Below are 17,654 nucleotides of genomic sequence, written 5' to 3'. Positions count from 1 at the left end.
AGGACTACCCGGACAGGTATGGGAGATTCAGGAAACCTGTGTTTTGGAAAATCTGAAAAATAACGATAGTTTTCTAAGGGCTAAACTAGCCGATTTGGCCAACCTCCAAACGGCAATAGGAATTCCGATTTTGAATAATGAGGAATTTTTAGGCTGTATTGTCTGCCTTTGCTCCTGTGAGAAAAAAGATCTTTTGGCTCAGATAAAATTGCTTACGACTGCAGGTGTGCAAATAGGAGCTGTGGTGAAGCAAAAGATAACCGAAGAACAGTATCGTAGTTTATTTAAAATTTCACCTGACCCCCACGGGTTACTAGGTTTTGACGGATATCTTAAGAAAATCAACAATGCGTTTGCCAAACTTTTAGGCTATGAAAAGACAGAATTATTTAGCAAATCAGTTTTCCATTTTTTACATGAAGAGGATAAGGCCAAGGCACAGGCAAGAATTAAAGAGTTGATGGGGGGGGCGGCTCCTAAACCGTTTGAGGCTAGATTCTTGACAAAGGACGGCAACATAAAATGGCTAGTATGGAATGGTACTGTGATAAAAGAATCCAAGATCATCATTGCCGTAGCCAAAGATATTACTGAACAAAAAGAGGCCCAAATCGAGCTCTCCATCTCCAACACGAAGCTTAAAACAGCGCAAAAAATAGCAAAACTTGGCTATTGGTATAGAGACTTTACCACTGATCTCTCAGAGTGGAGTGAAGAAACATACCTTCTCTATGGTTACACACCAGACAATTTTGTTCCAACTATGGACAATGTGACGCAAACTTTCCATCCCGATGATAGATATCTTATCCAAGGTGATCCTAGCGATATACTTGAGCCTGGCAAAGTCCAAAGTTTTGAACACCGAATAATCACAGCCTCAAACGAAATCAAGTGGGTTCACCAGGAAATCCGAATGCTGGCTGATGAAAATCAGAATCCAGTTAGGGTTGAGGGTACAATTCAGGATATTACCGAGAGAAAAGAATATGAATTGCAATTGGCTCTCAGCAATGAACGTTTTCAATTGGCCATCAAGGCCAGCAATGAAATGATCTGGGAAATAAACCACCAGAACCAAATGATAAACCGAAGTCCCGGTTATTGTAAATTAATCAATTACAACGTNCGTTTTCAATTGGCCATCAAGGCCAGCAATGAAATGATCTGGGAAATAAACCACCAGAACCAAATGATAAACCGAAGTCCCGGTTATTGTAAATTAATCAATTACAACGTCAATGAGCCTTTTTCAAAGGAAAATTCCTGGTACAGTGGGATGACTTTCCAAGAAGTGGAAGATGTTTGGAATTCATTTCAGGAAGCTTTGAACAATAAGAAAGAAACCTTTTGGTCAAAAGAGTATAAAGTACTTACCGAAAATGGTTCAATCGCATATTTTGTGGATCGATGTTTTATAGTCAGAGACCAAAAGGGGAGACCCTTACGATCAGTTGGATCGGTTTTGGATGTGACAGCATCCCGTGAACAGCTGGAAAAAATCAAAAAACAGAATGAGAAGCTTCGGGAAATTGCCTGGCTTCAATCCCATGTGATCAGGGCACCACTTGCCAGAATTTTGAGTTTAATTTATCTAATGAAGGAACATGAGGGTGGCGGCAAATCAACAGGGGAAATTTTTGACTTGATTTCTGCTTCAGCAGAAGAGTTGGACAATGTAATTCTTGAAATAATTAACAAGACGGAGGCTGTAAAAGATGGTAGATCAAATTCTGCTTATTGATGATGACCCGGTGATTAACTTCGTACATTCCAAAATAATACGGAGGAAGTTACCTAATACCCCATTATTGATTTTTGAAAATGGACTTAAAGCTATGTCCCATTTAAAAAGCAACCCAATGAATTCTTATCTGATTTTTTTAGATCTGAATATGCCCGAGTTGGACGGATGGGGATTTTTAGAAGCGATATCCTTGGAAGCCAAAGATATAGATCTCCAAGTGCATATAGTAACTTCTTCTGTAGACCCAGAAGATAAAATGAAATCAAAAAATTATAACCAAGTATCCTCCTTTTTGGTCAAACCATTGAAAGCGGATGATCTTGAAGACATAACTTTTATCGAACAAGCTAAACAGTGGAGAACTATGTAAATATTAATTTCTAATAAAAAACTTGATTGAATATGCAGTTTATGGGGAGTGTCAGTGGCAGTAATACGCTTGATGGTTATTAGTTTGGCTTAAGGACAATCAGGCAGATCATCCAGTAAATTATGCAGGTATCCTTGGCCTGTTGCAGTCAGGGATTTTTCAATATCACCGGTGATGCGCACATCTAATTCTTTTAAATGCTCTACGATATAAAATTCATACAATCCGGAATGAATGCCAGCTATAGCATCATGGACTGAAATAGTCCATTTCTCACCGGTTCCATTCACTCCCCCTATATGGGTAATATCCCGGTTAAAAGTCTCTTTCTTGTTTTTTTTCGAACAGAGAATCCGTAATCGTTTCATGGTATTTAACTGACGTCTGTAAAAATGTGAATTTACAAAATGTTTTAATTTCAGAGGTTTAGATTTATTATAGGCTTAAATACCCATACGTCCTAGCCAAAATTATTCTACGTCCTATTTTGAGAGCTGCATGGGCTTGCCTCCCAATTCCCACCTCAGTTTTTCAGGTCTTCCAGCTTTATGTTGCCCTCAAACCCTCCAAAAAACCGCAAATCCCCCCGCTTTTCTTATTTTCGACAAAAACACTGGAATACATAATATTTTGATCGCTACAGTCTAATGCTAGCAGAGCCAAGCGCCTCTTCTTTAATGGCTGTCCTGAGAACGAAATAATTCCGGAGGGAGTATGTAAGGAGGTGGAAAAAGCCAATTACAGCCTCGTTAGGATAGTAAGTTGAAATTATAAACTCACCCAGACACTACTCAACGTTATTCTAATACAAGAGGGGGTACTCATATGATTTTAATTTGTTAGTATAGAAGTCAGATGGAACACTTAGCCCGCAAACAACAATTTCTAGCTCATCTTGACAGTATAAGTCCTTTGTCTCCTGAAGCTTCGAATGTCCTATTGGAATTATTGACAGAAGTCAAAATCAAAAAGCATCAGAATCTGCAAACCATTGGTCAGACTTGTAAAACCATCTACTTTGTGCAGGAAGGGGCTGCCAGGATTTTCTATTACAAGGATGGCAAGGACGTGACAGAATATTTTGCATTTGAAAATGATCCCATCATACGTGCGGAGAGTCTTTTTACAGGAAAACCCAGCCACAAAGCTATAGAAGCCATTAATGAAACAATTTTTCTGGCTATACCTGCAAATCCACTTTTCACACTTTTTGACCAGTACAGGGATATAGAGCGTCTGTTTCGCTTACTAGTCGAGCGCTCGTATGTAGATACCATCAACCGGCTTGAAAGTCTTCAGTTTCATAGCGCGGAGGAGCGTTATTTATTTTTGTTGGAAAAATCCCCTCAGGTAGTGAAAGAAATCCCCTTGAAACACATCGCTTCTTATTTGGGCATTACACAAGTTAGTCTGAGCAGAATCAGGGGCAATATTTCCTGATTAGTTAACAAATGTAAAAGGAACTGGTTTCTGCAGTACCGTCATTTGCATCATCATTAAGTATAAAAAAGATGAAGCAAAAAGAGATAGATACTCATAGACTCAGAGAATGGTTGGATTCGGGCTCAAAAGTGACCATACTGGATATCCGGCCCATCCATGAACGACAAGAATGGCATATTCCGGGAAGTATTCATCAAGATGTGTATGATGAACTAGTAAAGGGTAATCCTGATGCCTTGGAGTCCATCGAACTGGATAAATCTGTTCCGGTAGTAACTGTTTGTTCGGGAGGGAAAACCAGTCAGATTGCTGCTGCCTTATTGCAAAAGGCCGGTTATGAAGCCTATAGCCTGCAAGGAGGCATGAAAAGCTGGAGTTTGTCATGGAATACAGCAGAAGTATCCTTTGATAATTTTGAGCTTATTCAGTTCAGGCGTACCGGAAAAGGATGCCTTTCATACCTGATTGTTTCAGAACAGGAAGCCATGGTTGTTGATGCCTCATTACCCGTGGAGGTTTATGAAAAAGTGATTCGCCAAAGGAATCTGACTTTAAAGTATGTCATGGATACCCACATTCATGCAGACCATTTGAGCAGATCAAAGATGCTGGCGGACGCTTATGGGCTTATTCCTTCCATTGCCCAAAATGATAAACTCAATTTTCCATTCCATCCAATTACTGACAATACGATATTTTCTCTTGGCAAAGTAGAGGTAAATGCCGTTCACACCCCTGGACACACTTCCGAAAGTACGTGCTACCTAGTTGATGGAAAAGCCCTTCTTACGGGTGATACGTTGTTTACAAATGGTGTGGGGAGACCTGATCTGAAAGTGAATCAGGAGGGAGCCAAGCATAAAGCAAGTCAGCTTTACCAATCACTCAGAAAATTGTTAAAGCTGGATAAGTCCATTGTTGTACTGCCTGGACATACCAGTCAACCGATAGCTTTTGACCATAAAGTTATCCAGGCTGAACTAGGGCAGGTTGAATCTAATCTGTCACTACTCAAGCGAGGCGAAGAGACTTTTGTCCAAACACTCTTAGATAGGATACCTGATACTCCTGTGAATTACCTTACAATTCTGGAAAAAAATCTCACGGGAGACTTTTCCAATATCGATCCTATTGATCTGGAAGCTGGTGCTAACAGGTGTGCTATCACATAAGCTATGGATGTTAAATTAGGATTAAGAGAGAACTGGAAACAGTTCACCTTGTTGGTTATTATCAACGGATTTGTAGGTGGAATGGTAGGGTTGGAGAGGACAATTCTACCTCAGATCGCTGAGGTGGATTTTGGTGTCGCCGCCAAAACAGCCATTCTATCTTTCATAGTGGTATTCGGGATTTCCAAAGCCATTACCAATTATTACACAGGGGCATTTGCCAACAAGTTTGGCAGAAAGAATCTCCTGGTTTTGGGTTGGTTAGTTGGACTTCCCGTTCCGGTTATTCTGATTTTCGCAACAAACTGGAACTGGATCATTGCCGCCAACATTTTGTTGGGTGTCAATCAAGGACTCACGTGGTCGAGTACTGTAGTGATGAAAATAGATTTGGTGGGACACAGAGATAGGGGGTTGGCCATGGGGTTAAATGAATCCGCAGGCTACTTGGCCGTTGGAATTGTTGCCTTCCTCACAGGGTGGATAGCTTCCGAATTTGGGCTTAGACCATACCCATTCTATATGGGGATAGGCTTTGCGGTGGTCGGGTTACTTGCCAGTTATTATTTGGTAAAAGATACAGCCCATCATGTACTCTCGGAAACTCAAGTGAGTGGAGTGAAAAAGCTCACAAATATTTTCAGGGAAACAACCTGGACAAACAAAAATCTTGGCTCCATTACCCAAGCCGGGCTGGTGAATAATCTGAATGACGGGATGATCTGGGGACTTTTTCCTATCCTTTTAGCCAGCAAAGGGTTTAGTTTGGCTGACGTGGGGAAAATTGTGGCCATTTATCCGATCGTATGGGGATTAGGCCAATTGGTAACAGGGAAGCTGGCTGATATACTTGTGAAAAAAGCGATGTTGTTTTGGGGGATGCTTCTACAGAGTATAGCTATCATAGCCATGATATTTGCTACTTCCTTTGTTCAATTTGCAGCATTAAGTACTCTGCTGGGGATAGGTACGGCGGTGGTTTACCCAACGTTTCTGGCAGCGATAGCTGAATTCACCCATCCAGAACAACGGGCGAATAGTATAGGTGTGTTCAGGTTGTGGCGGGATTTGGGATATGCTTTTGGGGCAATTTTGACTGGATTAACAGCTGATTTTTTTGGAATCATGACTCCAGTTGCATTAATCGGGGTAATTACGCTGGTATCGTCATTAATAATAAAACTGAGAATGAAATAGAGTCATAACCAAGTCAGATAGATTTACCATTTTGGATTATTGTTGTCAGGCAGCAATTCCAGCAAAATAATACTTTGTATAGGAGGGCTGAGAGCGGAGCTCATCGGGCGTGAAGATGGGAGGTTAGAAAACCAATTGCTCTCGACTACTGTATGGGATAGAAGGAATTACAGAGTAGGACTAGACGATAACAGACAATTGGTAATGACGTATTATTTTAGCCTTGTCCCAGTAGGGGAGGCAAATCCCATTTGGCCATTACATAGCTATCATATTATTATTTAGAGAATGGATATATAGAATGGGATATTGGAATAAGCCCTGAGAGGAGTCAGACTAGCGCGGAGGTGTTTTATTTTTCTCAACTTATGTATTAAGTTGTAAGCTTGAAAGAAACGTATGATCGCAGATTCACTTGGCAGACAATTTTTGATGATGCATAAGCATCTTATCCGGATTTCCGTGATCGAGGACGGTCTTGGGATAAGCGGGAAGTCACTTTACAAATGGGTGATAGGCAAAAGACCACTACCGGACAAATGGGAAAAACCGCTGTATGAGTACCTGTATCCCATGCTAGACCCCGAGAATGCAGTCCACCAAGTGACCTTTCAGATTGACAAGGTAGTAGTCTTGGAGGAGCATCATATCCTTCCCCGTTTTCAGGATGTCAAACGGGAGAATTTGAGGAGGTTTCATTTCTCCGAGGATTACACTGCCGGTGCCGATGTGATTTATTTCAGGTTTATCAATAGAACCCAGAGAGAAAGTTATATATCCATCTACTCTGTCTATATCACGGATTCTTGTCAATAGGCTAGGAGAAATAGAGAGGAAGGGCTTACTGGTTTTTTGGCTTCAATCCTACTATGTATGAACAATTCTATCGATCATTTCTGATACTGCGAACTAAGTCTCCTCACAGCCTATTATTTAAAGAAATAAGGGAGGAAAGTCTAAGTGTTTTTTTGATTACCTTTACTCAAGAGGAATTGCACACACAGTGTCACAATAGTGGTGGAATAGAGGCTATTATTGGAGTTCATACCTGATTTGTTAGGAAGGGAGGTATTTCAAATTTTTACCAATGGAATTGCAATTTCATGGTATAGAACTTTTTGGAGGATAGGTCGCCATTCTCGCCAGTCCCATTTCCAGCAAATGGGCATTTAAGAAAGTACTGTCTTCCAGATACACGTATGCCAGAGTCCTTCCATACCGATCATACTTCTGCACGTCATATTCAAGCAACACCTTCTTACCCTTTAGCAGGTTCTTCACATATTCCGAAGCTTCCTTTCCTCCTGGTTGCTCTTCTGTCAGTCCTTCCCACTTTACTTCGGGAGTATCTACACCAATTAAGCGGATCTTCTCATTTTTTCCGGTACCCATCTTCACCCAAAAAGTATCTCCATCCACGAACTTATGAATCTTGTATGGACCATGACGCTCTTGGGCGAAAAGGAGTGTTGATGTGGAGAATAAGAAGATTAGGAATAGAAGAAATTTCCTCATGACAGTAAAACAGGTTGCACTATCAATTTAAGAAGAAAACTTGTATCAACATTGGTCGAACTGCCATTTTTGCTACTTTTAGGGTATGGATTTAAGCGAAAAACTTCAACATTTACCACCTAAGAAGCAGGATGAAATTGCGAAAGCATTGGATATCATCTTGGAAGTGGCTAATCCGGAAAAAGTCATTCTTTTTGGTAGCTATGCCAAAGGTAAATGGGTTGATGATATTACTGTGGAAGATGGTGTCACTTTCGTTTATCGGAGTGATTTTGATTTCTTAGTGGTGATCAAAGACAATTCAATCAAGGAATATGAGCTTAAGAGTAAGATTGAAAATAGGGCGATTAATTCTGTTATGGGGATTGTCAGTGCTCTTGTTCATAGTATTGATTACATCAATGAGGGACTATCTTATGATCAATATTTTTTCAAACAAATAATTGAAGAAGGGATTTTCCTTTATGATACAGAATTGTCTGAATTTGTTAAGCCAATAGAACTGACTCCTAGGCAGTTATTGGATAGAGCTCTGGAATACTATGATATATGGTACCCAATGGCTTGCGACTTCTTGATGGATGGTCAGAATTCATTAGAGAGACATAGTCTAAGGGTTAGTAATTTCTATTTACATCAAGCTGCTGAGCATTTATATGCTACTATTTTATTAGTGAATAGGGGGTTTAAGCCTAAATCTCATAACCTTCAAAATTTGAGAGAATATTCGAAGCATCTTAATCCCGAATTATATTTCCTCTTTTTCGATCCTGATCAGGTGGAGCAGGAATCCAACGTTTTTAAAAATCTTAAAAAAGGATATATCGATGCAAGATATAAAAAAACTTATTCAATTTCTGAAGCAGATCTAAGAGATATGCTTCAGAAAGTTCAATTGATGAAAAAGATAGTTGAGGATTTTTGCGAGAAAGAATTACTAAGACTAAAGGCTTTAATTTGATTCTGGTTTTTCCAAATCAGTAAAATCAAGTAATTCATCAAGTGTAAATTCTAACGCTTTAGCAAGTTCGATAAAGTTGAAAATTGTTGGATTAGCACCTTCCTTTTCGTATCTATTGACAACCTGTTTATCTTTATTTCCTAGCCTAATTGCCAATTGGGGTTGGGAGAGGTTCAATTCAAGTCGACGTTTTTTTATTTTTTTTCCAAGGTTTACGCGGAATTTTTTCAGATTACTGTCATTCATGATCTGAAACTCTTGAAACTTATTTTATCATTGGTCAACATAAATGTTGACTTCTTTAGATTATTTATTATATTTGAGTTATTGTCATCCTCGTTGCTGGTCTGAGAAGCCTAAAATTCAGGATGATGGTCAAATTGATTTTCGACATTGGAAGTGCGGCCTCCTATTTTATTCGAGGCTCGGGCATCTTCTCAGGCCCCAGCAATGGGACAGGGAGGCTAGCACTTCCGGTATATTTGCCTAAAGCAGCTCCTGCACAGCAGGAAGGTGGCACTATGGATTTGTTATTTCCATTGAAGCCCAAAAACCCAATCTAAGGGTTCATTTTTAAGACCGTGAAAGGGGAGGTGCACATCCCCGAGCAGATCGGTTACTACACACTCACGTCAGCAAGCTCAGAATAGCTGGTAGCGCTGACACCATTTAGTTATTAGTTATAACAATTGCTGGTTGGTTGATTAGGCCGAGGTGGAAAAACTATGTCTTGTGAGAAGTATCAAGCCTGCCTGCCGTAGGTAGGTAGCAGGTATCAAGTAGCAAGAGGGTAGAGGCTAGAATCTAGGGTCAAGAGTCAATATTCAAGCGTTTGAGGATCTACTTTCAGCTTTCAGCTTTGAGCTTTGAGCTTTCTGACTTCCCACTTCTGCTCACTGCGACTGAGATTGCTTCGTCCTTCGTCCTCGCAATGACGGTGCTCTCATCGGTCACCCGACATCCGACATCGGACTTTCGTCCTAGCGTACAGGAGCTAATCCGTTTCGACTTAGTTCGGGCGTGACATACTTCCGTCTCCCGTCTTCGGTCTTCCAGCATTACAAACATCAAAAGCATGAAAAAATTAATACTCATCTGTTTAGTGGGATACCTATGCCTTCCCTCAAGCACAGTAAAAGCAAAAAGTAAAGTTGCGTTACCCGAAGTAGAGGAGGAGTGGGGCAGTAGTTCCACTTCCTCTGATACGCTCACCATCGGTGATCAGATTCCTTCTGGGATCGAGTTCTCCGAGGTGCTACAGTACGGCTCGGATAAACTCCGCCTGGATGATTATCGGGGCAAATACGTCATACTTGAGTTTTGGGCACCTACCTGCACGGCAAGTATCGCATCACTCTCCCGTTTGGAGCAGTTGGAACAAAAATATGGGGAGCGGCTTGAAATCATTCCGGTGACGGTGTTTAAGGGAGAAAGCATAGAACACTTTCTAAATGGCTATCCTGAAATACAGGGAACCAAAATGCCCTTGGTGGTAGATGCCAATAAGCTGGCCGCCTATTTTCCACACTTTATAATCCCCCATGTGGTTATTTTGGACCCTGAGGGTAGGGTAACAGCCATCACGGGCATAGAGGATCTGAGCGATGAAAAACTGGATCTGCTAATGGCTTCCGGTGAGAGCTCATTTCGTCTCAAAGAAGACCGTCAGATAGAAATCCCTGTAGAGGCGAGATTATTGACAGAAACCCCACAGCTGCAAAACAAGAATCTGTGGTTCGAGTCTGCCATGACAGGGTACATCCCCGAAGTCGGCGGATCTCTGATTCAGCGATTTAATGAAGTATCCCATATCCGGATTATCAATATGAGCCTGCTATATCATTATCAGCTGGCCTACTCGGAAAATGACCTGGTGGATTACTTTGGGAGAAACAGAATCGTCCGTGAAGGATTTGAACCCGAAGAGCTATGGTCTGATAAAATTGGACTGGACTATGAAGACTGGATGGCAGAAGGCACCCATGTATTCGGTTATGAACTGATCGCCCCGCTCCATCACAACCCTTACCAGCTGATGCGGGAAGATCTAAAGCGGTTCTTTCCACATATAGATGCAAAAGTGGAAAGCCGAAAAATCAAGGTATATGCCCTGGTCCAACAGGAAGGGAAAAGCTACCCACCATCTTCTTCAACTGAACAGAGCTATAATGCCAACACTGGACTTCATATGACCAATTATCCCCTGCAGGGATTTGTGTACCATCTGAATGCCTATTTCATGGGCATAAGCCCTTATCCGGTGATGAACCGAACGGGAATCGATTATCCCATTGATCTGGAACTGGATGCCCGGTTATCGGATCCCGCCAGTTTAAAACAAGCCCTTCTGAAAAATGGACTGGACTTGGTGGTGCGCGAGGAAGAGGTACCCGTATTGGTGCTCAGAAAAATTTCAGAACCTAAATTCCTAGCCCCATGAAAATACGTATAACACTTTATTTCCTTTTGTTCCTGGTGGGAATTCAGCCGTCCTATTCCCAAAGTAACTCTTTGATGGGCAGGGTAGTGGATATAGAAAGCGCGGAAATACTTCCGGGTGCCATGGTCACGGCAACACCGGGCAATCACACAGTCATTGCTGATCAGAATGGCGATTTTGAACTTTCTCTTACTGATGGAGAATATGAGCTTACCGTTCAGTTTTTGGGGTATGAGACTTTTAAGAAACAGGTTGCAATACCGTTTTCAGGTGAGCTGCTTGTCGAAATGAAAGCATTGAACATGGATTTGGGTGCCGTGGAAGTATTGGCTACAGGCTATCAGGAAATTCCAAGAAGCAGGGCATCAGGCTCTTTTGTACAGCTGGATGAAGAGCTGGTGGACAGAAGGGTCAGCACCAGCCTGATAGACCGGTTGGAGGATGTGACTTCAGGTCTGATCTTCAACAGGACCGGTGATGCGGGAAGAGATCCCATTTCTATCCGTGGAAGGAGTACACTGGGCAGGTTTTCCCAGCCGCTGATCGTAATCGATAATTTCCCTTACGACGGAAGTCTGGATGATATCAATCCCAACGATGTGGAAAGTATTACCGTGCTACGGGATGCAGCGGCAGCGTCTATCTGGGGAGCCAGGGCAGGGAATGGAGTGATCGTGATCACCACCAAATCAGGAAAGAGATCGGACAAAATGAAAGTCAGCCTGATGGCCAATGCCAACTGGGTGGAACATCCAGATCCTTTTCTTGCGCCAAACCTGTCTGTATCCGATTACATAGCCATGGAGGAGCGGCTTTTTGAAACCGGCTATTACAACAGTTCTCTCAACAGTTCTTCCCGTCCGGCAGTGACCCCCTTGGTAGAGGTGCTGGACAGCCGGCAAAAGGGGCTGATCAGTGAGAGTGAGGCTGGCGATAGAATAGAAGCATTCAGGAATCAGGATCTTCGAACTGACCTGAACAGGTACCTATACAGAACCCAGATGAACCAGCAGTACAGCGTGGGACTGTCAGGAGGGAAGGAGAGTTTTGATTATCGGGTAGCCCTTGGCTTTGACCAATTGAGACTTCCTGTTGTAGGCAATTTCTCAGAAAGAAATACGCTGAGCATCAAAAACGGCTTCCGTGCTTTGAATGATCGCCTGGGTATACAGTTTGGGTTTTATGGAACGCAGACCAATGCCATCGACCAGAATGCCGGACCGGATGATCTTTATTTTACCTCCCTGCAGGATATGTATCCTTATGCAAGTCTGGCAGACGGAAACGGGAGGCCAACTTCCCTCAACAGACAGTTCAGCAATGCATTCAAATCAGAGGCAGTGGAACAGGGGCTGATGGACTGGACATACAAACCTTTGGAAGAAATAGGGAAAAGTCCCAGCCGCTCAAAAATAGATGACTGGAGGATCAATCTGGGACTGGATTATAAACTGGTCAAAGGCCTGGGAATAAAAGTGCTCTACCAATATTGGCAGCAGTCCGGCAACAATGATACACAATATGGCCAAGACAGCTATTATGCCCGGGAGTTGGTCAACTTGTTTACTACCATAGATGATAACGGCAACCTGATCAGAAATATCCCATTGGGAGGAATCCGGGATAAGTCCTTTAGCAGGTCAAAAAGCCATTCTTTGAGAGGAATGCTGGACTATACCAATTCCTGGAAAGGAGATTGGAGACTGGATGCACTGGCAGGCGCTGAGGTTAAAGCTTTGGACAGGGAAAGTTCCTCTTCCCGCTACTACGGCTATGATCCTGAGCGTTCCAGCATTGCCCCGGTGGATTATAGGATACTGTTTCCCCAGTTTAATGATCCAGGTTTTACCACGTTGATTCCCAATAGGGAGGGAGTGGCAGGAGGAGCTGACCGCTTTTATTCTCTCTTTGCCAATGGTTCACTTTCCTACCAAAATAAATATCTGATTACAGCCAGTGTCCGGAAGGATGCCTCCAATCTATTTGGTGTTGCCACCAATCAGAAGGATGTCCCCTTATGGTCGGCAGGACTCGGCTGGACCATCAGTGAGGAAGGTTTCTATCAGTGGGGAAATCTCCCTTTTCTGAAATTAAGAGCCTCTTATGGTTTCAATGGGAATGTGGACAGGAGTCTATCTGCTTTTACTACTGCCCAGATTATTTCCAATAATTTCCTGACCCAGTTGCCCTATGCCCAGATTGTCAATTCACCCAACAGGAACCTCCGGTGGGAGAAAATCAGGATTGCCAATTTGGGACTGGATTTTACAGGCAAGAATGACAGGATTTCAGGGACGTTGGAGCTTTATAGGAAAGAGGGGCTTGATCTGATCGGTCAGTCTCCTTTTGCCCCGACTTCAGGAATCCAATACTTCACCGGAAATAATGCAAGTACCCTTACCAAAGGATATGACCTGATGTTGGAAACCAGGAATATGACGGGTGCATTCAAGTGGACTACAGTCCTCCTTCTTTCCGGCATCAAAGAAGAGGTGACCTCTTTTGAAATTGAGCCCGTGGTCAATAACCTGCTGAGTTACGGAAATGCAGGCCTTGGAGGCACTTATTTTCCTGTTGAGGGACGGCCGCTGTTTGGGGTTTACAGTTTGCCCTGGAGTGGATTGGATTCCCAGACAGGTGCTCCGGTTGGTATTGTGGAAGGCAGTCCATCACAGGATTATCGGACTATTGTGAACGGGTCCACCTTGGAAAACATCGTCTATAACGGTCCCGCAAGGCCTACTACCTTTGGCTCTCTTCGGAATACATTCTCGTACAAAGGCTTTAGCCTGTCGGCAAATATCAGCTACCGTTTGGGATACTATTTCAAGCGGTCCTCCATCCAATACAACACCATTTTTATGGCAAGGGGAGGACATTCAGATTTTGCCTTGAGATGGCAGAAGCCAGGGGATGAGCTGCATACCCAGGTGCCTTCCATGCCTGAATCCAGAAATAACTTTAGGGACAGGTTCTATTCCAACGCAGAGGTGTTGGTGGAAAAAGGGGATCATATCCGTCTCCAGGATATTCGCTTAGGGTATAGCCCTCCTGTTATGGACCGGGGTTTTCAGAAAAGGTTCCAAAAAGCAGAACTGTTCCTATATGCCAATAATCTGGGGATCATCTGGAAGAAGACCGACTCCACCTGGGATCCGGATTATGGCTGGGCCAAACCCAGAAGAAGTCTGGCAGTCGGCCTGACCCTTGATTTCTAAAACGATGTATTACCTGGGGGGAAAAGAGGAAGCTTTCTTCATAAGTGGAGGAGTGGTTACCTCCGAAATAATTCCATGTGACCTCCGCTGTGGGGTTTTCCAAAACTCCACAGCCCCCCTTCCTAAACAATATTAAAATGAAATCAAGCCTGCCTGAGGCCAGGCATGACGTAGATCGTCACACAGGGGGATGATTATATCGCAGCAACCACCGTATCAGCACATTTTCTTGTTGTTAGGGCGCGCTGGATGGTCGTGGCCGCGGGCCAGGCGGCTGGTTTTGTGCGGTTGAAGCTTTGCCACGACAAAGGTTTTTGTTTCTTTTTGCCTTTCAAAAAGAAAGAGGAAATAATCTAGATATGATGGATTAAGGACAATAGCAGATTAAGAACCACTGATGCTCCAAGTCTACACCACATACAAGTAGTTTTTCAACGCTAGACAGTCGGGCCCAGGCTATATGACTATTAAAAACAAATTATAATCAGATGAAACAAAATATAATAATAAGATGCTTACTGGGGATGATCCTGGTGGGTACAATGAGCGGTTGCGAAGGGTTTTTGGACCCCAAGCCTGATAATAGCCTCGTGGTTCCTTCCAAACTGGAAGACATTAGGGCCCTGCTGGACAATACCAATGTTTTCAATAAACAACCTGTTCTCACGGTGCATGCAGGAGATGAGTTTTTTATCACCGAAGCAGGATTATCCGTAATGAGCAATTCAGAAGTTGGATCCTATTACTGGTTAGATGATCCGTATCAGGGAGATAGAATTGACGATTGGTTTGTTCCATATCAACAGGTGTTTTATGCCAATGTTGCATTGGATGGGCTCGAAACCTTGGAAACCACAGATCAAGTAGAAGCTGATAAACTGAGAGGAGAAGCGTTGTTTCATAGAGCCCATGCCTATTATCAGCTATTACAACAGTTTGCTCCTGCCTACCAAAAAGACGGAGGAAATGGGGGATCACTCGGAATAGTTTTAAAGACAAACCCTGATATCAATGAAGGGACTGTCCGCAGTGATCTGGAAACATGTTACCAGAGAGTTCTGGATGATCTACAGCTGGCCGTATCCCTATTGCCTGATAATCAATTGCCCAAGACACGGCCGACTAAAGCATCGGCACTGGGGATATTGGCAAGGGTCCACCTGGTGATGTTCAATTATCCTGGGTTGACGGAGGCTGCTCTTTCAGCTTTAGAGATATACAAAGACAGGTTTGATTTCAATGAGCTGGACATTAGCCAAAGCCGTCCGTTTGTGATATTTGGAGAAGAGACGGTGTTTTATTCAGAGTTGGTATCAGTTCGTTTGAGCTCTTCTCCGGAAGTGTTTCTTGATACCTTATTGCTGGAAAAGTACGGTTCAGGTGACTTACGGTTCCCTGCTTTCTTTGATTCTGTAGGAGTAAACAGGTATCTGTACAGGGGGCGTCTGACTGGAAATTTTTCACTTTTTGGAGGATTAGGTGTCGGTGAACTGGAATTGTTGGCTGCAGAAGGTCTTGTCCGTACGGATAGAGAAGAGGAGGCATTGGAGATTATGGGATCCTTTCTTTCCCGAAGAATGCAGGTAGGCATAACCCCTGATATTCCCGAAACAGGTAAGGACTTGTTGGGAAGGATTTTGGAGGAACGTGAAAAAGAACTGGTGGGTAGAGGACTTCGCTATTCTGACTTGAGGAGGTTAAATCAGGAACCTGAATTTTCCAAGACCATAAAAAGAACAATGGCTGGGGAAATGATAACGTTGGAGCCGGAATCAAATAAATACGTTTTCCCCATCCCACAGGAGGAAATCCAGTTAAGTGGAATAGTTCAAAATGAGCGATGAAAGAATCCCGAAGGCCACTAGCCTTCGGGATTACTAAAATTAGTTTGATTGCAGGTTTACAGTGGATTATAAGTTCCAGCAGTAAGCACAGACTTATTTCCAGTCATAGGATTGTCATTATGGAACTGAACCCGACACTCAAGCCCGCCACTGTTGCATTGGTAGTTGGTGCCTAGTATTTCCGATGTGATTTCTCTATAACCGGAGTCCTCCTCCACATCTGGTGTCCAGATTTTGGATGGTGGGTTGTCAATAGCTGCTGGCAGATTTACTGCCACTGCCAAGCCAGATGCCAAGATTAAGGCAAATGCAGGCAAAAATTTCAATAGTTTATTCATTGTTATGTCCTGTTTTTTAACAGATCAAAAACAGGGAAACCGTTTGGCGTTCCGAGTAGAAGCAGAAGTGTATCCACTAGGTACGTGGTTAAAATGCCTACTCTGTTTTAGGGTTTTCGGCTTTTCCCTTTCAGAGGTTCATTGGGTGCTAGCCAGTCTCTTACCCCAGGCTATTAAGAGAAATGAACCTCTTTTTCTTTACTGTAGTTGCCTACCATCCGGGAACCGGAAGTAGCAATCCCGAACCAGTCCTCAATTTCAACAAGGAAGGTTTCCTCGAAGGAATTGTAGACTAGTCTCTATATTTTTTGGGTGGGGCTGGCGGCAGCCCTGCCTTTTTTTTAATATTATATGGTTTAGAACTATGTGCTTTTGAGCCTCATAATCTTTTAATATCAAATTCTTGTAGTTCTGTTAAATGTTAATCGTTAAGCCGAAGTATCGTATTGACTACGTTAACCTTTAACTTTTAACCTCCCTAAACTTTAACATCTTCAGCCTCCAGTCTTCCCTTTCTACATACAGGGAACTATTGTTGAAATATTTCTTAAGGTATAGTTCTGAATAACTGATAATTAGTTGTATATTGTATAAGGAATTAGTTGCTAAAGCCTGATTAAAACTTAACCCCCCCAAAAGTGGAACCCATAGGTTCCGCTTTTTTTTGTGGTGATGTTAACCAGCATTAGCGCTGAGCGGGTCCCGATAATTATCGTGGATGTAATCCCGATCTTCTAATTAATGGTGTTTTTAGTTATGTAAATTCACTAACTCTATAGACCTCCTCGGAACAAGCCTTCGTCTTACCACTTTGCTTCATGTCCGAAGGAAATGGCCTTTTTTCTCTTTTTTTACCGGGTTAAAACCCGGTGCTCCGCCACGGCGGACAAGTGACAAATCTGCCATGCCTGCCTACCGGTCAGGCATGCCTACGGCATTTCTTCGTTTCTACTCCCTAACCCAAGACACTACGATATAGCACATGACTTAGTATGAAGGAAGGTGCCCTTGGAAGCAGCTGGTTTATTGGTGAAATAGGAAGGCGTTAAAAAAACGAACTAGCTCGTGAGGTACGAACGAGATCCGTTTGTTTTTAGCCGGACTATGATCCAATAAATGAATTGTCCGAAGGCTATTCAAAGCTGATTTCGGGCGAAGGCTTTTGGATACTTTTGGCCTCAAAAGTATCGCAACAACCAAACTTCACTTTATCTATGCAGCTCAGCTAGCGAGTCTCCTGACTTTTTGCTGAGGATATTGCAGTCTCCTGACTGCCTTCAGACTTTACAATACATTCCACTCAAAATCCCCCTAGCCCCCTTTGCTAATGGCTGCAATATTTTATTCTATTCCTGCTATAAGGGGGAGTTGATCCGCCGTTCCAATTAGAATCTATAAATCATTTTAAA

General features: G+C 42.8%; 16 protein-coding genes. 11 read left to right on the top strand and 5 right to left on the bottom strand.

Annotated features, from left to right (window positions below):
• The first annotated feature begins 226 nt into the window (after positions 1-226).
• Both SYJ56_RS25105 and SYJ56_RS25100 read left to right on the top strand, forming a co-directional pair.
• Entirely contained in the window at positions 227-1,744 is a 1,518-nt protein-coding gene (locus tag SYJ56_RS25105) for a PAS domain-containing protein (protein ID WP_465038405.1), read from the top strand.
• Positions 1,719-2,117: a response regulator gene (locus tag SYJ56_RS25100; RefSeq protein ID WP_323839023.1), complete on the top strand. Its 399-nt coding sequence runs from the start codon at positions 1,719-1,721 to the stop codon at positions 2,115-2,117. Before SYJ56_RS25105 ends, SYJ56_RS25100 begins: the two co-directional genes overlap by 26 nt.
• A gap of 89 nt (positions 2,118-2,206) precedes the next feature.
• On the opposite strand, the gene SYJ56_RS25095 is transcribed toward SYJ56_RS25100, so the two are convergent.
• On the bottom strand, positions 2,207-2,485 hold the full coding sequence (locus SYJ56_RS25095) for a DUF3892 domain-containing protein (protein WP_323839021.1): 279 nt from the start codon (positions 2,483-2,485) through the stop codon (positions 2,207-2,209).
• A 487-nt stretch (positions 2,486-2,972) separates the two neighbouring features.
• On the opposite strand from SYJ56_RS25095, the gene SYJ56_RS25090 reads away from it, so the two are divergent.
• From SYJ56_RS25090 to SYJ56_RS25075, 4 genes are all read left to right on the top strand, one after another.
• Positions 2,973-3,557: a Crp/Fnr family transcriptional regulator gene (locus tag SYJ56_RS25090; protein WP_323839019.1), complete on the top strand. Its 585-nt coding sequence runs from the start codon at positions 2,973-2,975 to the stop codon at positions 3,555-3,557.
• Between the two features lie 71 nt (positions 3,558-3,628).
• On the top strand, positions 3,629-4,732 hold the full coding sequence (locus SYJ56_RS25085) for an MBL fold metallo-hydrolase (protein WP_323839017.1): 1,104 nt from the start codon (positions 3,629-3,631) through the stop codon (positions 4,730-4,732).
• Between the two features lie 3 nt (positions 4,733-4,735).
• Entirely contained in the window at positions 4,736-5,929 is a 1,194-nt protein-coding gene (locus SYJ56_RS25080; protein WP_323839015.1) for an MFS transporter, read from the top strand.
• 399 nt (positions 5,930-6,328) lie between these two features.
• Positions 6,329-6,745: a hypothetical protein gene (locus tag SYJ56_RS25075; RefSeq protein ID WP_323839013.1), complete on the top strand. Its 417-nt coding sequence runs from the start codon at positions 6,329-6,331 to the stop codon at positions 6,743-6,745.
• Between the two features lie 285 nt (positions 6,746-7,030).
• Here the strand turns inward: SYJ56_RS25075 and SYJ56_RS25070 are convergent, their stop codons facing one another.
• Positions 7,031-7,444, bottom strand: coding sequence for a thermonuclease family protein (locus SYJ56_RS25070; protein ID WP_323839011.1), 414 nt, complete (start codon positions 7,442-7,444; stop codon positions 7,031-7,033).
• Positions 7,445-7,529: 85 nt separating this feature from the next.
• Between SYJ56_RS25070 and SYJ56_RS25065 the strand changes: the two genes are divergently transcribed.
• Positions 7,530-8,405: a HEPN domain-containing protein gene (locus SYJ56_RS25065; RefSeq protein WP_323839009.1), complete on the top strand. Its 876-nt coding sequence runs from the start codon at positions 7,530-7,532 to the stop codon at positions 8,403-8,405.
• Here SYJ56_RS25065 and SYJ56_RS25060 read toward each other — a convergent pair.
• Positions 8,397-8,651 (bottom strand): helix-turn-helix domain-containing protein, encoded by a 255-nt coding sequence (locus tag SYJ56_RS25060; RefSeq protein WP_323839007.1) that lies wholly within the window; start codon positions 8,649-8,651, stop codon positions 8,397-8,399. The genes SYJ56_RS25065 and SYJ56_RS25060 overlap by 9 nt on opposite strands.
• Before the next feature lie 125 nt (positions 8,652-8,776).
• On the opposite strand from SYJ56_RS25060, the gene SYJ56_RS25055 reads away from it, so the two are divergent.
• The gene (locus SYJ56_RS25055) at positions 8,777-8,968 is read left to right on the top strand and encodes a hypothetical protein (protein WP_323839005.1); all 192 of its coding nucleotides are present in this window, start codon (positions 8,777-8,779) and stop codon (positions 8,966-8,968) included.
• Between the two features lie 283 nt (positions 8,969-9,251).
• Here SYJ56_RS25055 and SYJ56_RS25050 read toward each other — a convergent pair whose 3' ends face one another.
• Positions 9,252-9,500 carry a hypothetical protein gene (locus tag SYJ56_RS25050; protein WP_323839003.1) on the bottom strand — a complete coding sequence of 83 codons (249 nt, stop codon included), beginning with the start codon at positions 9,498-9,500 and terminating at the stop codon, positions 9,252-9,254.
• Between SYJ56_RS25050 and SYJ56_RS25045 the strand changes: the two genes are divergently transcribed.
• The 3 genes from SYJ56_RS25045 to SYJ56_RS25035 all read left to right on the top strand — a co-directional run bounded on the left by SYJ56_RS25045 (position 9,481) and on the right by SYJ56_RS25035 (position 15,907).
• On the top strand, positions 9,481-10,845 hold the full coding sequence (locus SYJ56_RS25045; RefSeq protein WP_323839001.1) for a redoxin domain-containing protein: 1,365 nt from the start codon (positions 9,481-9,483) through the stop codon (positions 10,843-10,845). The genes SYJ56_RS25050 and SYJ56_RS25045 overlap by 20 nt on opposite strands.
• A complete protein-coding gene (locus SYJ56_RS25040; protein ID WP_323838999.1) occupies positions 10,842-14,063 on the top strand; it encodes a SusC/RagA family TonB-linked outer membrane protein in 3,222 nt (1,073 codons plus the stop codon). Before SYJ56_RS25045 ends, SYJ56_RS25040 begins: the two co-directional genes overlap by 4 nt.
• 488 nt (positions 14,064-14,551) lie before the next feature.
• The gene (locus SYJ56_RS25035) at positions 14,552-15,907 is read left to right on the top strand and encodes a RagB/SusD family nutrient uptake outer membrane protein (RefSeq protein WP_323838997.1); all 1,356 of its coding nucleotides are present in this window, start codon (positions 14,552-14,554) and stop codon (positions 15,905-15,907) included.
• Between the two features lie 56 nt (positions 15,908-15,963).
• Here the strand turns inward: SYJ56_RS25035 and SYJ56_RS25030 are convergent, their stop codons facing one another.
• The gene (locus SYJ56_RS25030; RefSeq protein ID WP_323838995.1) at positions 15,964-16,245 is read right to left on the bottom strand and encodes a DUF6520 family protein; all 282 of its coding nucleotides are present in this window, start codon (positions 16,243-16,245) and stop codon (positions 15,964-15,966) included.
• Positions 16,246-17,654: the final 1,409 nt, after the last annotated feature.

It is taken from the genome of Algoriphagus aurantiacus, from assembly GCF_035156405.1.
Classification (GTDB): Bacteria; Bacteroidota; Bacteroidia; order Cytophagales; family Cyclobacteriaceae; genus Algoriphagus; species Algoriphagus aurantiacus.
The sequence above is the reverse complement of the archived record's forward strand: the minus strand, read 5'-3'. Positions and strand labels throughout refer to the sequence as shown.

What these genes read in the sequence shown, in the direction of transcription:
- SYJ56_RS25035 (WP_323838997.1), top strand. Translation starts at nt 14,552, where the DNA reads ATGAAACAAAATATAATAATAAGATGCTTACTGGGGATGATCCTGGTG.
- SYJ56_RS25075 (WP_323839013.1), top strand. Translation starts at nt 6,329, where the DNA reads ATGATCGCAGATTCACTTGGCAGACAATTTTTGATGATGCATAAGCAT.
- SYJ56_RS25055 (WP_323839005.1), top strand. Translation starts at nt 8,777, where the DNA reads ATGGTCAAATTGATTTTCGACATTGGAAGTGCGGCCTCCTATTTTATT.
- SYJ56_RS25050 (WP_323839003.1), bottom strand. Translation starts at nt 9,500, where the DNA reads ATGAGTATTAATTTTTTCATGCTTTTGATGTTTGTAATGCTGGAAGAC.
- SYJ56_RS25030 (WP_323838995.1), bottom strand. Translation starts at nt 16,245, where the DNA reads ATGAATAAACTATTGAAATTTTTGCCTGCATTTGCCTTAATCTTGGCA.
- SYJ56_RS25070 (WP_323839011.1), bottom strand. Translation starts at nt 7,444, where the DNA reads ATGAGGAAATTTCTTCTATTCCTAATCTTCTTATTCTCCACATCAACA.
- SYJ56_RS25090 (WP_323839019.1), top strand. Translation starts at nt 2,973, where the DNA reads ATGGAACACTTAGCCCGCAAACAACAATTTCTAGCTCATCTTGACAGT.
- SYJ56_RS25040 (WP_323838999.1), top strand. Translation starts at nt 10,842, where the DNA reads ATGAAAATACGTATAACACTTTATTTCCTTTTGTTCCTGGTGGGAATT.
- SYJ56_RS25045 (WP_323839001.1), top strand. Translation starts at nt 9,481, where the DNA reads ATGAAAAAATTAATACTCATCTGTTTAGTGGGATACCTATGCCTTCCC.
- SYJ56_RS25085 (WP_323839017.1), top strand. Translation starts at nt 3,629, where the DNA reads ATGAAGCAAAAAGAGATAGATACTCATAGACTCAGAGAATGGTTGGAT.
- SYJ56_RS25100 (WP_323839023.1), top strand. Translation starts at nt 1,719, where the DNA reads ATGGTAGATCAAATTCTGCTTATTGATGATGACCCGGTGATTAACTTC.
- SYJ56_RS25080 (WP_323839015.1), top strand. Translation starts at nt 4,736, where the DNA reads ATGGATGTTAAATTAGGATTAAGAGAGAACTGGAAACAGTTCACCTTG.
- SYJ56_RS25095 (WP_323839021.1), bottom strand. Translation starts at nt 2,485, where the DNA reads ATGAAACGATTACGGATTCTCTGTTCGAAAAAAAACAAGAAAGAGACT.
- SYJ56_RS25060 (WP_323839007.1), bottom strand. Translation starts at nt 8,651, where the DNA reads ATGAATGACAGTAATCTGAAAAAATTCCGCGTAAACCTTGGAAAAAAA.
- SYJ56_RS25065 (WP_323839009.1), top strand. Translation starts at nt 7,530, where the DNA reads ATGGATTTAAGCGAAAAACTTCAACATTTACCACCTAAGAAGCAGGAT.